Raw genomic sequence first — 13,800 nt, forward strand, 5'->3', positions numbered from 1 at the left:
CCTGCTCCGATGCGCGCTATCCCAAAAAGGCGATTTTGGCGCGTTACGAGTGATTTGATCGGCCCATATGTATGCATAGGCCCAGCGATTGCAAACGGCCACTGGCAAGCCTCGACGCCACGCTGCATGGCAACTGGCAATCGCCGGACCATGCTGCTAGAAGGCTTCCGTTTTCAAGCTGTGAACGCTTGGAGCCCTCGCTGTAAACTCTTCAAGCAGTGAATTCTGCGACAAGGACAAGGTCATGCCGCCCCGTTCCGCCGAAGCAAGCCGCAAGACGAAGGAAACCGATATCTCCGTATCGGTTCATGTCGACGGCTCGGGCAAGTCAGACATTTCGACGCGCATCGGCTTCTTCGACCATATGCTGGACCAGTTGTCGCGCCATTCGCTGATCGACATGACGGTCAAGGCCAAGGGCGACCTGCACATAGACGACCACCACACGGTCGAAGACACTGGCATTGCACTCGGCCAGGCGCTGACCAAGGCGCTGGGCGAGCGGCGCGGCATCATGCGCTACGCCTCGATCGACCTGGCGATGGACGAGACGCTGACGCGGGCGGCGATCGACGTCTCCGGGCGTCCATTCCTGGTGTGGAATGTCTCGTTCTCGTCGCCGAAGATCGGCACGTTCGACACCGAGCTGGTGCGCGAATTCTTCCAGGCCTTGTCGCAGAATGCCGGTATCACGCTGCACGTGACCAACCACTACGGCGCCAACAACCACCATATCGCCGAGACCTGCTTCAAGGCCGTGGCGCGTGCGCTGCGCGCGGCACTCGAGCGCGACCCGCGCCAGCCGGACGCGGTTCCCTCCACCAAGGGATCTCTGAAAGGGTAGCCTGATGGCCATCTATGTCGTGATGGAGCCGCCGGGCCGCACAGAAAAGCCTGATGCAACGACCTTTGTCCGCGACGGCTTTTCATGGCTCGGCTTCCTGGTGCCGCCGCTGTGGCTACTTTGGCATCGCCTGTGGATCGAGGCCGCACTGGCCTTTGTCGCCATGGCCGTTCTTTCCTTGCTTGGCGAACGCCTGGGCCTCGCATTGGCCGGCTCGCTGCTGTCGCTGCTGGTATCGCTCTATGTCGGGCTGGAAGGCCAGGGCATGCGGATTGCCGCGCTTCGCCGCCGCGGCTGGCATGAATGGGGTGTCGTCGAGGCCGACAGGCTTGACGACGCCGACATACGCTATGCGTTGGAGGCCGATGCGGACGCGGATGACGAAGCGCCGGTGCCACGCATCGTCCCGGATGCTGCCCATGCCCGGCCGGCGCAGATGGGCATCGCGCTAGGGCTGAACCACATTCCGGGAAAACCCTGAGATGCGGGTCGCGATCATCGACTACGGTTCGGGCAACCTGCGCTCGGCCACCAAGGCGTTCGAGCGCGCCGCGCACGAAGCCGGCATCGCCGCCGCGATCGAACTCACCGCCGACGCGGAACGGGTCCGCACCGCGGACCGCATCGTTCTGCCCGGCGTTGGTGCCTATGCCGATTGCGCGGCGGGGCTGCATGCCGTTGCCGGCATGTGGAATGCGGTGGAGGAGGTGGCGATCGTCAAGGGACGGCCGTTCCTCGGCATCTGCGTCGGCATGCAGCTGATGTCGGAACGCGGGCTGGAAAAGACTGTTACAAAAGGCTTTGGCTGGATCGCCGGCGACGTCAAGGAGATCATGCCGGCCGATCCGGCGTTGAAGATCCCGCAGATCGGCTGGAACACGATCGAGCTCACGCGCAAGCATCCGCTGTTTTCCGGCATCCCGACCGGCGCTCGCGGACTGCACGCCTATTTCGTCCATTCCTACCATCTCGATGCGCAGAAGCCGGATGAGATGCTGGCGATTGCCGACTATGGCGGCCCGGTGACGGCCGCTGTCACACGCGACAACCTTGCCGGCACGCAGTTTCATCCCGAAAAGAGCCAGGCGCTTGGCCTGGCTTTGATCACCAATTTCCTGCAGTGGAGGCCCTAGAATCATGAGCAAGAAGGGCTACTGGATGGCGATGGTCGATGTCCGCGACCCTGAGGTCTACAAGCAATATATCGAGGCGAACGCAGTGGCTTTCGCTAAATACGGCGCAAGATTTGTCGTGCGGGCCGGACGCCACGCGAACCCGGAAGGGCCGACGGGCAATCGCCATGTCCTGGTCGAGTTCGAATCCTACGACACGGCGATAGCTTGCTACGAGTCGGCCGAGTATCAGGCTGCCTCGAAGTACCGGCTTGCCGCCTCGACCGGCCACTTCGTCATCGTCGAGGGCGCCTGACGATGATCCTGTTTCCGGCCATAGACCTCAAGGACGGCAAGTGCGTGCGCCTTAAGCACGGCGACATGGCCACCGCGACGATCTACAATGACGACCCGGCCGCGCAAGCCAGGACCTTCGAGCAACAGGGCTTCAAGTGGCTGCATGTCGTCGACCTCAACGGCGCCTTCAAGGGCCAGAGCGTCAACAGCGCGGCGGTCGGCACCATCCTCAAGGCGACCAGGAACCCGGTTCAGCTTGGCGGCGGCATCCGCACCCTGGCGCAGATCGAGGACTGGCTCGACCGCGGACTGGCCCGCGTCATCCTCGGCACGGTGGCGGTGCGCGATCCGGACCTGGTCAGGCAGGCTTGCAAGGCATTTCCCGGAAAAGTCGCCGTCGGCATCGACGCCAAAGGCGGCAAGGTGGCGGTCGAGGGCTGGGCCGAGGCCTCCAGCCTCGGCGTCATCGAACTAGCCAGGAAGTTCGAGGGCGCCGGCGTCGCTGCCATCATCTATACCGACATAGACCGCGACGGTGTGCTGACCGGCATCAACTGGGATGCCACCATCAGTCTCGCCGAAGCGGTGTCGATCCCGGTCATCGCCTCGGGCGGACTCGCCTCGATCGCCGACATCGTGCGCATGACCATGCCGGATGCGCAGAAACTCGAAGGTGCGATTTCAGGCCGCGCGCTTTATGATGGGCGCATCGACCCGGCCGAGGCGCTGGCAATCCTGCGGGGCAAACCCACGGCGGAGGCGCGATCGTGAAGGTCTCGATCATCTTGGCCTCCTATGACAGCGGCCACTTCCACGGCGGCTGCGGCCAGGGGCCCGATGTGCTGATTGCCGGCGGGCTGGTCGAAGCCCTGAACTTGGCCGGACACGACGTTGCAGTCGAGGACATCGGCAAGGTGGGCGACGAGCAGGAGCGCGAAATCGCCACGGGCTTCGCTGTCTGCAACGCCGTTGCGAAGAACGTCCGCCTTGCCTGCGACAATGGACGATTCCCCATTGTTCTTGCCGGAAATTGCCTGACCGCCGCCGGCGCTGTGGCCGGCGATACAGCGGATTCGATTATCTGGATCGATCAGCATGGCGATCTCAACACGCCCGAAACATCCGCCTATGGCTTTCTCGACGGCATGGCGCTGGCGACGACGCTGGGGCTCTGCTGGCGCCCGATGACGTCAGCTATTGCCGGCTTCCAGGCGATAGACCCGACCCGGTGCATGCTGGTCGATGCGCGCGATCTCGACCCCGTCGAAAAGCACCTGCTGGAAACATTGCCGATCGTTCGGGCTCAATGCGCCGATGCGCTCGACAAGGTCGGAAAGCTGAAGGCGGCAGGTGCTGCTCGGACACACTTGCACCTGGACCTGGACGTCCACGATCCGGAGGTGCTGCAGGTAAACCGCTATGCGCAGCCAGGCGGCCCAAACCCGGATGAACTGCGGCAGCTGGCTTGCGGGCTGGCCAGGTCGATCCCGATCGTCGGCGTGACCCTTTCCGCCTACGACCCGGCATTCGATCCCCAAGCCGAGGTTCCGCCTGTGGTCGGGGAATTGCTTGTCGATTTTCTTGCGGCGTTTGAGAGGATCTGATGCTGAAGGCCCGCGTCATCCCCTGCCTCGACGTCAAGAACGGCCGTGTCGTCAAGGGCGTCAATTTCGTCGACCTGGTCGATGCCGGCGATCCGGTTGAGGCGGCAAAGGCCTACGACGCGGCCGGCGCAGACGAGCTTTGCTTTCTCGACATCACGGCTTCGTCGGACAATCGCGAAACCATCTTCGATGTCGTTGCCCGCACCGCCGAACAATGTTTCATGCCACTGACCGTTGGCGGCGGCGTGCGCCAGGTCGCCGACATCAGGAAGCTGCTGCTGGCCGGCGCCGACAAGGTGTCGATCAACACGGCGGCGGTGAAGAACCCGGATTTTGTCGCGGAAGCGGCCGACAAGTTCGGCAACCAGTGCATCGTCGTCGCCATCGACGCCAAGAAGGTGTCTGCTGCGGGCGAGGCCGACCGCTGGGAGATATTCACCCATGGCGGCCGCGAAAAGACCGGCATCGATGCGGTCGAGTTCGCACGCAGGATGGTCGATCTCGGCGCCGGCGAGATCCTTTTGACGTCGATGGACCGCGACGGCACCAAGGCCGGCTACGACATTGCGCTGACCCGCGCGGTTGCCGACGCGGTGCGCGCGCCGGTAATCGCCTCCGGCGGCGTCGGCACGCTCGACCACTTGGTCGAGGGCATTCGCGACGGCCATGCCGGCGCGGTGCTGGCGGCATCGATCTTCCATTTCGGCACCTACACGATCGCCGAAGCCAAGGCGCATATGGCGCGGGCCGGGTTGCCGATGCGGCTGGACTCATAAGGTGATCGGACTTAAACGGCGCCATGGCTGAGTTTTCGTTTTCCGATCTGGAGAAGATCATTCGGGAACGCGCGCGGTCCGGCGACCCGGACTCGTGGACGGCAAAGCTGTTCGCGCGCGGCATGGACAAGGCGGCACAAAAGCTTGGCGAAGAGGCGGTCGAAACGGTGATCGCTGCCGTCCGTAGCGACAAGCAGGCCCTCGTTTCGGAAAGCGCCGATCTCATATATCATTGGCTCGTCGTCCTCGGCATTGCGGAGGTTTCGCTGAGCGACGTGCTCAAGGAGCTCGAAGGCCGCACCGGGCGTTCGGGCATCGCCGAAAAGGCGACTCGGCAAGATAAATTAGACCGGGAAGACAAGTTAGCCCGGCAAGACAAGGCAACTCGGCAAGACCGGGGCTGATCACTGCGGAGGGCAGGAAACTCGATGGACCAGCTCGCTCCTACCGAGAAATATTCGCCTTATCGGTTTTTCTCGGCAGAGCAATGGTCGCAGTTTCGCGCGGATACGCCGCTGACGCTCAGCGAGGACGAGATCCGTCGCCTGCGTTCGCTCAACGACCCGGTCGACCTGCAAGAGGTCAAGCGCATCTATCTTTCGCTGTCGCGACTGTTGTCCGCACATGTCGAAGCGAGCCAGCTGCTGTTCAGGCAGCGCCAGGCTTTCTTCAACGCGCAGGATGTGGTCAAGACGCCCTTCATCATCGGCATTGCCGGTTCCGTCGCAGTCGGCAAATCGACCACGGCGCGCGTGCTCAAGGAATTACTGGCGCGCTGGCCATCGAGCCCCAAGGTCGATCTCGTCACCACCGATGGTTTCCTGCTGCCTAACGAAATCCTGCGCCGCAACAACCTGATGGAGCGCAAGGGCTTTCCCGACAGCTACGACGTCGGCGCGCTGCTGCGTTTCCTGTCGGGTATCAAATCGGCGCAGCGCAATGTCCGCGCGCCTGTCTATTCGCACCTGACCTACGATGTCATCCCCGGTGAGTTCCAGACCATCGACAGGCCGGACATCCTGATCTTCGAAGGCATCAACGTGCTGCAGCCGGGCAAGCTGCCGAAGGACGGCAAGATCGTGCCTTTCCTGTCGGACTTCTTCGATTTCGCCATCTATATCGATGCCGAGGAGGAACTGATCCATAATTGGTACATCGCCCGCTTCATGCGGCTGCGCGAAACCGCCTTCCGCAACCCAGACTCCTTCTTCCACCGCTATTCGCAACTTTCCGAAGATGCGGCGCGCGCCATCGCCGAAGGACTTTGGGCCAACATCAATCTGAAGAATTTGCGCGAAAACATCCTGCCGACGCGAGCCCGCGCCGATCTCATCCTGCGCAAGGGCACCAATCATCTGGTCGAAGAAGTGGCGCTCAGGAAACTGTGAAATTCCAAGGCATTCCTTAAAGTCATCTTAACCCAGCTTTTCTATTGTCGAGCCTGATCTATGGGCTCAGGCAAACAATGAACGCGCCATTCCTTCATATTGATCGACCGGCAGCTGGCCGCGTCGCACATTTGGGGAGCGGCACAGCAGCGATTGCGCTGATCGTGCCGGTGCACAATGAGGAAGGGGCGATCGCCCCGTTTCTGAAGGCTGTGTGCGAAAGCATCGAGCCACTGAAGGAAATCGGCGTCGCCTTCGAGTTCATCTTCGTCAATGACGGCAGCAGCGACACGACACTCGAACGGCTGATCGAAGCGCAGCGGGCCGATCCGCGTATTCGGGTGATCGACCTTTCACGCAATTTCGGCAAGGAAGCCGCGCTGACCGCAGGTCTGGACAGCTGCGATGCCGATGCGGCTATCCCCATGGACGTCGATCTGCAGGATCCGCCGCATGTCATTCCGCTTCTCGTCGAAAAATGGCGCGAAGGTTTCGAGGTCGTCCTCGCCAAGCGAGTCAATCGGTCGAGCGACAGTTTTTTCAAGCAGCGCTCCGCATCGATGTTCTACCGCGTCCACAACTGGATCGCACAACAGAAGATCCCGCACGATGTCGGTGACTTCAGGCTGATCGATCGTCAGGTCATCGAAGCGCTGCATTCCTTGCCCGAACGCCGCCGTTTCATGAAGGGCCTGTTCGCCTGGGTAGGGTTCCGCACTGCGACCGTCGAATACGTCCGCGATCAGCGCATCGCCGGCCAGTCGAAATTCTCCGGCTGGAGGCTGTGGAACTTCGCGCTCGAAGGCATCACCAGCTTCTCCACCGCTCCGCTTGAAATCTGGACCTATGTCGGCGCGACGATCTCCGCCCTATCGTTCCTCTACGGCCTGCTGATCGTCGCCAAGACGATGTTCTTCGGCATCGACGTTCCTGGCTATGCCTCGCTGCTGGTCAGCGTCCTTTTCCTCGGTGGCATCCAGCTGCTCGGCATCGGCATCATCGGACAGTATCTCGGCAGGGTCTACGCCGAGATCAAGCAGCGCCCGATCTACATCGTGCGGCGCACATTCGGGGGCACTGACTGATGGAACTCGACGCCTATCGAAACATGGCCGCGACCGAGGACGAACATTGGTGGTTCTGCGGGCGGCGCGCCATCGCGGAGGCGGTCATTCGCAGCCTCGACCTGCCCGAAGGGGCGCACATCGTCGAGATCGGCGCCGGCACGGGCGGCAACATCCGGATGCTGGAGCAGTTCGGCGCGGTGACGGCGGTGGAAATGAGTGATCTCGCGCGCGAGATCGCCGGGGAAAAGATCGGCCGCGACCTTCTTGCGGGACATCTGCCGGACAACATTCCTGTCGCGCCGCGGAGCTGCGACCTCATTTGCCTGTTCGACGTGCTGGAACATGTCGCCGAGGACGAAGCTTCGCTGACCGCGATCCGCCAAATGCTGAAACCAGGTGGCCAGGTCATCCTTACGGTGCCTGCACACCAATGGCTGTGGAGCACCCATGATGTGGGGCTGCATCACATGCGGCGCTATTCCCGCAATCTGCTGCGCCAGCGAATTGAAAAGGCCGGTTTCGCGATCGACCTGCTGAGCTACACGAATGCCGCGCTTTTTCCTGTTGCGGCGCTGGCCCGGCTGGTGGACAGGGTGCGCAAGCCGGCGCGGCCATCGGGTCAGGCGACGCCGCCGAAGCCGGTCAACGCGGCGATGAAGGCGATATTTTCGGCCGAGGGCCGTATCGTGCCCAACGCGACCCTGCCGTTTGGTGTTTCGCTGCTGGCGGTGTTCCGCAACGACGCCGTCGAGAACAAGGCTGCGGTTTCAAGCAGGCTGGCGGCTTGACCAGGGCATGCGGAGGCTTTCGACACACCGCATATCGCGCTTTGCGCTTATCGGCATAGGTTCGACGCTGATCTACGCGACCTTCGCGTTCTTCCTGTCGCGTGGCCAGGGAGCACTCTTGCCAGCGACACTGGCTTCGGTTGCCGCGTACGCAGTCGCCGCGCTGTTTTCCTATACTGGGCACAAGTATTTCACCTTCATGTCGGACGGCAACCACGCAATGGAACTGCCCCGCTTTGTCCTGCTCACCGCCTCCGGGCTGGTGGTTGCGATCGTTTTGCCCGGACTGCTCACGCAAGTGCTCGGCATCCCTGCCTCGATCCCTATCCTGCTCACCTGCATCGCAGTGCCGGTAGTCAATTACGTCGTCCTTGGGCGTTGGGTGTTTCGCGGTGTCTAGCTCGCAATCCATCGACGGACCGCTGTCGGGTGTGACCCTCTCACTGCGTTTCGCCAGGCTGAGCGCCCAGTGCGGGCTCCTCTGCCGGTTGAGGGACGACGCCGTCTAATGGCTGTCTCGCACGATCTTGTCGCGCCGCGTCGCCAGCTTCTTGCGATGCGACACCGCCAAGCCGCAATGGTTCTGCTTTGGTGCTTTGTAATTCTGGCAGTGGCACCATTCTGGCAGACGCGATGGGGTGTTATTCCCGACACGAGTTGGATCATCACGGTCTGCGAACGGATACTGGGCGGAGACCGCCTGTATGTCGACCTGATCGAGACCAATCCGCCCTTCACCGTGTGGCTGTATTTGCCGGCAGTGTATCTCGCCAATGTCCTCGGCATCGCTCCCGAATACCTGGTCCATGGCTACAGCTACGCCGTGTGCGTTTTCGCCCTAAGGTTTGCCGGCTTCGTTGCGCATCGCGCTCGATTTGCCGAGAATTCGGAGCTTTACACCCTGTTGCCGGTGTTTTTGGCCTTACTCGTGCTGTTTCCGGGAAACAGCTTCAGCGAACGCGAGAATTTGGGGGTCGCCTTGCTGTTGCCGCTCCTGGTCCTCATGGCTTGGCGTGCTTCGGGCGACCGATCATCGGAGCCAGACTGGCGGCTGGCCGCGTTGGCCGGTCTGTCCGGCAGCGTCGTGGTTCTGGTGAAACCTTATTATGCGGTCATGATTTTGGCGCCCGCACTCTATGTCGCGTGGCGCGAGCGCAGCATCAGGCCCCTGTTTGCAATCGAATACTGGCTCGCCGGCATTGCCTGCCTGACCTACCTCATTGCGACCCTTTGGCTTTACCCCGAGTTCATGCGCGACATCTATCCGAAACTCGCGGGCACCTACATGCGACACAAGCAATACGCGCCGGTGTTCTTCATAGTCGGAATATACCTGATACCGTTCATCACTCTTCTGCTTTTGCGAACCGGTCGTGCGCTGTCGCCATTGGTGGTGGTCCTGGCCATCGCATCGGTCGCCGGCCTTGTTCCCTTGATATACCAGGCGAAGGGTTGGTCCTATCATGCCTATCCGGCGATTGTGCTGGTCTTGGCGGCCATGCTTTGCCGCGTCACTGAGCGATCGTCCGCTGGGACGCAATTGACCATTGTCCAGAAGATCCTGCTGGCCGCAGTGCTTGCGGTAAGTTGGTTGCCTTTCAGATATACTCAGAAGCCCGAGCCGGATTTCGTTGCAAGCATACGCGCCGCCGTCGATCATCCCACGATCGGCTTGATTGGCTCGGGTATCGAAAGCGGCCATCCGCTTACTCGGATGATCGAGGGACGGTGGATATCCGTCCACTGCAGCGACTGGCTTGGCAGTTTCGCAGCCGCGTTTGCGCAAAAGGAGCGCGTGCAGGGCAACACGATTGATGCGGCGCGGCTTGAGGCACTCGAGCGCGGCTTTCTCGACAGCAAGCTCCGGGAACTTGAGACTGCGAAGCCTGACCTGATTTTGATCCAGAAATCGGATACCTTCTGGGTCCCTCACGTGATGAAGCGAAGTGATTTCGCCAATTTCATGAAGGGCTATCGACCCCTGGCCGAAGATCAGATCATTCGTGTCTACCTTCGCAACGGTTCGGAAAAAATCACTCGACCGACTAGCGCCCCGCGTCCTTTTGGACGCGCAAGGGACGCTGCAGCACTTTGATTTTCGCGCTTGATCCTTTCCGAAAATCAGTTCGGGGTCATGCGCTGAGCCTCATCGGTTCACCCTCCGCAGCAACAGATTGATGCGGCCGCCATTCTTCGGCAGCGCCGGGTCGATACGGTCGACGGCGCGGAAGTAGAGGCGGCCCTCGCCGAGCACAACGACATCGCCGCTTTTCAGCCGAACTCCCGATCATCTTTTATCTGCCGACAAAGCGCACCTGTTCGCGCCATTTCGAAATAGTTTCTGGGTTGCCAACGCATTGATCCCGAAGCATCTCTTGGCAGCCGAGACATAGTCGTTCTATCCAAGGCTCGAACTCTTTGCGAGAGGGTTCCGAGCAAATTGCCATTTAATGAACATTTACGTTCGCGACATACAGTTCGGCACGAATTCTCGGCGGCAAGGACGATCGCGTGGACTGTGACAATCATCCTGGACATCGGCGGTTGCGGTTTTTTGCAGCAATCGACGCCAGTCACGACCTCGTCCACGTGAGCTGTGGTAAGCCTGACAAGGTTAAAACTTTCTGTGGCGCTACTCGGGGAGAGCTTCTTCTCCGAAAAGGAACACTGTGACCCTCGTTAATGATGTTGGCGTGTGGACCCGGCAGCACGGCCGGACCTTGGCAGCGTCGCTGCTTGGCAACTGCAATTTTGTTGCCATGATTGCGATAACAGTCTTATCGATCATCTTTCAGTTACTTTGGGGAACGATCCCGGATACGAGTTGGCTGATCACAGTCTGCGAGCGGATGCTCTCGGGCGAGCGGCTTTATTCGCAGATCTACGAGACCAATCCTCCGTTCAGCGTATGGCTCTATATGCCGCCGGTGGCTATGGGCAGGATGCTGGGAATTGCCCCGGAAATTCTGGTTCGGGCCTGGACTTATCTTGCCGCATTGGTCGGACTTTCATTCTCGGGGGTGATCGTCAGGCGCGCGGGCTTCCCCGAGACGGCATCCCTGCTTGCACTTGGTCCCGCCTTCTAGGCGATGCTGGTGATCTTTCCTGGCAACATCTTCAGCGAGCGCGAGCACATCGGCGTTGCGCTGTTCATGCCGCTGCTGGCGCTGCATGCGTGGCGAGCGCAGAAAGAGGCAAGGGCACAACCGGGATTTTGGATTGCCGCGCTTGCCGGCTTGTCTGGAAGCGTGCTCGTGCTGATCAAGCCTTATTATGCTGTCATGGTTCTGGCGCCGGCGCTGCTCGTAGCGGTGCGTGGACGCAACTTAAGACCGGTCTTCGCCCTGGAGCATTGGGTGATTGGCGGCGTTTGCATCGCCTACCTGGAAGCAGTTACCCTGATCCATCCGGAGTTCCTGCGTGATGTCTATCCACAATTGATGGACGTTTACGCCCAAATCCGCATCTTTCTGCCGATTGTCGTGCAGTACGGAATTATTTGCTGTTTTCTCCCGGTCCTGGTCTGGTGGTTGTGGCCAAGCAACCGTTTTCCAGAACTGGCTGCTGTAGCACTGGCCGCAGCGATTGCCGGCCTGTTCCCCCTGTTCTACCAAGCCAAAGGTTGGGGCTATCACGGCTATCCCATGATTTTTTACGCCGTAGCAGCCATTCTTTGCTTGCTGGCCTTGCCGAGAGCCGAGCGGCAATCGGCAGGGTTGCTCTCCCGGATTGGGTTTTCTCCGCGGGCTTTGGTATTGGTGGGGGTCGTACCCGCTTTCTTGCCGTACTCGATCGTCCACAGAATCGACCCCGCGTTGGTCATGGCCATTCGTGCCGCGACCGACCGGCCAACGGTCGCGTTGATTAGTTCATCCATGTCCTCCGGACACCCACTGAATCGCATGATCGACGGGCGGTTCGTTTCCACACATGTCAGCGATTGGCTTGGAGCGTTTTCATTGACTTTGTCCAAGCGGGCGGAGCTTTCGGGTGATGCCGCGGCAGCGACGCACTACAAGACGATCATGGTGCGATACGCTGAAGGCAAGCGTGAAGAATTTGAGCGTCTGTGGCCTGACGTCATCCTCTTTCAGAAACATGACAACCCTCGGACACGCCAGTTGGTCGAGCACTTTGGTTTCGACTCCATCCTGGCTCACTACCGCGTGCTTGCCGAGAACGACGGCCTGCGCATCTATCTCCGCGATGACTACGTCCGTCCCAAATCGCACGCAGACGAGCTCGTCATGTCGGCAACGTCACCCGCCGCAGCGTCAGATTGATGCGGCCGCCATTCTTCAGCAGCGCCGAGGTCGACGGGTAGATGCGGTCGACGCCGTGGAAGCAGAGGCGGCCCTCGCCGCCGAGTACGACGACATCGCCGCTTTTCAGCCTGAACGATTTGGTGCCGCCTTCGCGCGTAGTCTGGCCGACCCGGAACAGGCAATCGTCGCCCAGCGACACGGAGACGACGGGGGCGGAGAAATCGGCCTCGTCGCGGTCCTGGTGCAGGCCCATCCTGGCGTCTTGTGAATAGAAATTGACGAGGCAGGCCTCCGGCGGGTGCGGATAGGCGGACACCTCTTGCCACAATTGCATCAACGCCTCCGGGATCGGCGGCCAAGGCTTCCCGGTCAACGGGTGCGTCGGCTGATAGCGGTAGCCGCGCTCCTTGTCGGTGACCCAGCCGAGTGGGCCGCAATTGGTCATGCGCACGCTCATCTCCTTGCCGGTGCCCGGCATCGCCGGCACGAACAGCGGTGCCTCCTGCACGACGCTCCTCACATCCTCGACCAGCGCTTCCTGCATGGCGCGCGACAGATAACCAGGCATATGGCGGACGCCTGTGGGCAGAACGAGCATCAGATTGGCCCCTTCATGTTGGTCGCTTCATTCGGTTCGTTTGGCAAAGAATGCCACCAACAAGCAAAAACGGCGACCCGAAAGCCGCCGTTCCTGTTCAGTTGTGAGTGCTCCCGCTCGGGCCTAGTCGAGCTCCGGTATGCGCAGAACCTGTCCCGGGTAGATCTTGTCCGGGTGGGTCAGCATCGGCTTGTTGGCCTCGAAGATGATTGTGTTCTTGGCACCCTTGCCCTTGCCGTAGCTCTTTTCGGCGATCTTCCAGAGGTTGTCACCCTTCTGGACGGTGTAGAAGGTCGGAGACGCCGAGCGTGTTGCCGCCGGCGATGACCGCCTTTTTGAAGATCGACTGGTCCTTGACCACGCCCTTCAGCACGGCCGTGTCGCCCTTGACGCCGACTTCTACATTATCGGTGCCGAGCTTGTGCGAATCGAGCTCCTGCTTAAGGGTGTCGGCGGTCGGCGGCGCCCATCTGTGGTCTCCTTGCCGTGGCGGTGCTGAAACTTGCCACTTGCAACCCTGAATTGGAAGTCGCTTCGACGGCGCATTGCTGCGGTGCTTAATCGTTCTCTACCCGGCCGCGCAGCTTTTTCACCGTGGAGCGCCCGGCCTTCGTCTTGAGACGGCGCTCGACCGCTCCTTTCGACGGCCTCGTTTTCTTGCGCGGCGGCGGTGGCGGCTCGGCCGCCTTGGCGACCAGCGCCGTCAGCCGTGCCCGTGCATCCGCCCGGTTCTGCTCCTGCGTGCGGAAGCGCCCGGCCTCGATGACGACGACGCCGTCCTTGGTGGCGCGCTGGCCGGCGAGCTTGAGCGTCCGATCGCGAACGCGCTCAGTCAGGCCCGGCGCATTGGCGGCATCGAAGCGAAGCTGCACTGCCGTCGCCACCTTGTTGACGTTCTGGCCGCCCGGACCGGACGAACGGATGAAATCCTCGTGCAGGTCGCCCGGATGGATCACGGCATCGTCGGCAATGATGATCTTGTCGTCTGCACTCATGGCGCAGTCATGACGCGGCGGATGAAAAAAGAAAAGGCCCGAACAAAACCGGGCCTTAAGGTGCAG

General features: G+C 61.1%; 17 protein-coding genes and 2 pseudogenes. 15 read left to right on the forward strand and 4 right to left on the reverse strand.

Going from position 1 to position 13,800, the window contains the following annotated elements; all coding sequences use genetic code 11:
* The first annotated feature begins 244 nt into the window (after positions 1–244).
* From hisB to EN859_RS17285, 13 genes are all read left to right on the forward strand, one after another.
* Positions 245–844 (forward strand): imidazoleglycerol-phosphate dehydratase HisB, encoded by a 600-nt coding sequence (gene hisB / locus EN859_RS17225; protein ID WP_127854090.1) that lies wholly within the window; start codon positions 245–247, stop codon positions 842–844.
* 4 nt (positions 845–848) lie between these two features.
* The gene (locus tag EN859_RS17230; protein WP_127854091.1) at positions 849–1,325 is read left to right on the forward strand and encodes a DUF2628 domain-containing protein; all 477 of its coding nucleotides are present in this window, start codon (positions 849–851) and stop codon (positions 1,323–1,325) included.
* A 1-nt stretch (position 1,326) separates the two neighbouring features.
* A complete protein-coding gene (hisH, locus tag EN859_RS17235; RefSeq protein ID WP_127854092.1) occupies positions 1,327–1,977 on the forward strand; it encodes an imidazole glycerol phosphate synthase subunit HisH in 651 nt (216 codons plus the stop codon).
* A gap of 4 nt (positions 1,978–1,981) precedes the next feature.
* Positions 1,982–2,272: a DUF1330 domain-containing protein gene (locus tag EN859_RS17240; RefSeq protein ID WP_127854093.1), complete on the forward strand. Its 291-nt coding sequence runs from the start codon at positions 1,982–1,984 to the stop codon at positions 2,270–2,272.
* Positions 2,273–2,274: 2 nt separating this feature from the next.
* On the forward strand, positions 2,275–3,024 hold the full coding sequence (hisA, locus tag EN859_RS17245) for a 1-(5-phosphoribosyl)-5-[(5-phosphoribosylamino)methylideneamino]imidazole-4-carboxamide isomerase (RefSeq protein ID WP_127854094.1): 750 nt from the start codon (positions 2,275–2,277) through the stop codon (positions 3,022–3,024).
* Positions 3,021–3,857 carry an arginase family protein gene (locus tag EN859_RS17250; RefSeq protein WP_127854095.1) on the forward strand — a complete coding sequence of 279 codons (837 nt, stop codon included), beginning with the start codon at positions 3,021–3,023 and terminating at the stop codon, positions 3,855–3,857. Before hisA ends, EN859_RS17250 begins: the two co-directional genes overlap by 4 nt.
* Entirely contained in the window at positions 3,854–4,633 is a 780-nt protein-coding gene (gene hisF, locus EN859_RS17255; RefSeq protein ID WP_189502051.1) for an imidazole glycerol phosphate synthase subunit HisF, read from the forward strand. Before EN859_RS17250 ends, hisF begins: the two co-directional genes overlap by 4 nt.
* A 23-nt stretch (positions 4,634–4,656) precedes the next feature.
* A complete protein-coding gene (locus EN859_RS17260) occupies positions 4,657–5,037 on the forward strand; it encodes a phosphoribosyl-ATP diphosphatase (RefSeq protein WP_127854097.1) in 381 nt (126 codons plus the stop codon).
* 24 nt (positions 5,038–5,061) lie between these two features.
* On the forward strand, positions 5,062–6,021 hold the full coding sequence (gene coaA, locus EN859_RS17265; protein WP_127854098.1) for a type I pantothenate kinase: 960 nt from the start codon (positions 5,062–5,064) through the stop codon (positions 6,019–6,021).
* A 77-nt stretch (positions 6,022–6,098) separates the two neighbouring features.
* Positions 6,099–7,106 carry a glycosyltransferase family 2 protein gene (locus tag EN859_RS17270; protein ID WP_245525593.1) on the forward strand — a complete coding sequence of 336 codons (1,008 nt, stop codon included), beginning with the start codon at positions 6,099–6,101 and terminating at the stop codon, positions 7,104–7,106.
* On the forward strand, positions 7,106–7,876 hold the full coding sequence (locus EN859_RS17275; protein WP_127854099.1) for a class I SAM-dependent methyltransferase: 771 nt from the start codon (positions 7,106–7,108) through the stop codon (positions 7,874–7,876). Before EN859_RS17270 ends, EN859_RS17275 begins: the two co-directional genes overlap by 1 nt.
* Before the next feature lie 7 nt (positions 7,877–7,883).
* Positions 7,884–8,276 carry a GtrA family protein gene (locus EN859_RS17280; RefSeq protein WP_127854100.1) on the forward strand — a complete coding sequence of 131 codons (393 nt, stop codon included), beginning with the start codon at positions 7,884–7,886 and terminating at the stop codon, positions 8,274–8,276.
* Positions 8,277–8,384: 108 nt separating this feature from the next.
* A complete protein-coding gene (locus tag EN859_RS17285; protein WP_127854101.1) occupies positions 8,385–9,971 on the forward strand; it encodes a hypothetical protein in 1,587 nt (528 codons plus the stop codon).
* Positions 9,972–10,022: 51 nt separating this feature from the next.
* Here EN859_RS17285 and EN859_RS17290 read toward each other — a convergent pair.
* A pseudogene (locus tag EN859_RS17290) lies at positions 10,023–10,154 on the reverse strand (alpha-ketoglutarate-dependent dioxygenase AlkB); the annotation flags it as partial.
* A 442-nt stretch (positions 10,155–10,596) separates the two neighbouring features.
* Between EN859_RS17290 and EN859_RS17295 the strand changes: the two are divergent.
* Both EN859_RS17295 and EN859_RS17300 read left to right on the forward strand, forming a co-directional pair.
* Complete coding sequence (locus tag EN859_RS17295; RefSeq protein ID WP_127854102.1) at positions 10,597–10,962, forward strand: hypothetical protein; 366 nt, start codon at positions 10,597–10,599, stop codon at positions 10,960–10,962.
* Between the two features lie 9 nt (positions 10,963–10,971).
* Positions 10,972–12,159, forward strand: a complete 1,188-nt coding sequence (locus EN859_RS17300) for a hypothetical protein (RefSeq protein ID WP_127854103.1) — start codon at positions 10,972–10,974, stop codon at positions 12,157–12,159.
* On the opposite strand, the gene EN859_RS17305 is transcribed toward EN859_RS17300, so the two are convergent.
* From EN859_RS17305 to arfB, 3 genes and pseudogenes are all read right to left on the reverse strand, one after another.
* Positions 12,122–12,739 (reverse strand): alpha-ketoglutarate-dependent dioxygenase AlkB, encoded by a 618-nt coding sequence (locus EN859_RS17305; protein WP_127854104.1) that lies wholly within the window; start codon positions 12,737–12,739, stop codon positions 12,122–12,124. The genes EN859_RS17300 and EN859_RS17305 overlap by 38 nt on opposite strands.
* A 123-nt stretch (positions 12,740–12,862) precedes the next feature.
* Positions 12,863–13,262 (reverse strand): annotated as a pseudogene (locus tag EN859_RS17310) (LysM peptidoglycan-binding domain-containing protein).
* A 34-nt stretch (positions 13,263–13,296) separates the two neighbouring features.
* Complete coding sequence (gene arfB / locus EN859_RS17315; protein WP_127854105.1) at positions 13,297–13,734, reverse strand: alternative ribosome rescue aminoacyl-tRNA hydrolase ArfB; 438 nt, start codon at positions 13,732–13,734, stop codon at positions 13,297–13,299.
* Positions 13,735–13,800: the final 66 nt, after the last annotated feature.

The organism is Mesorhizobium sp. M00.F.Ca.ET.216.01.1.1, from assembly GCF_004010325.2.
GTDB lineage: Bacteria > Pseudomonadota > Alphaproteobacteria > Rhizobiales > Rhizobiaceae > Mesorhizobium.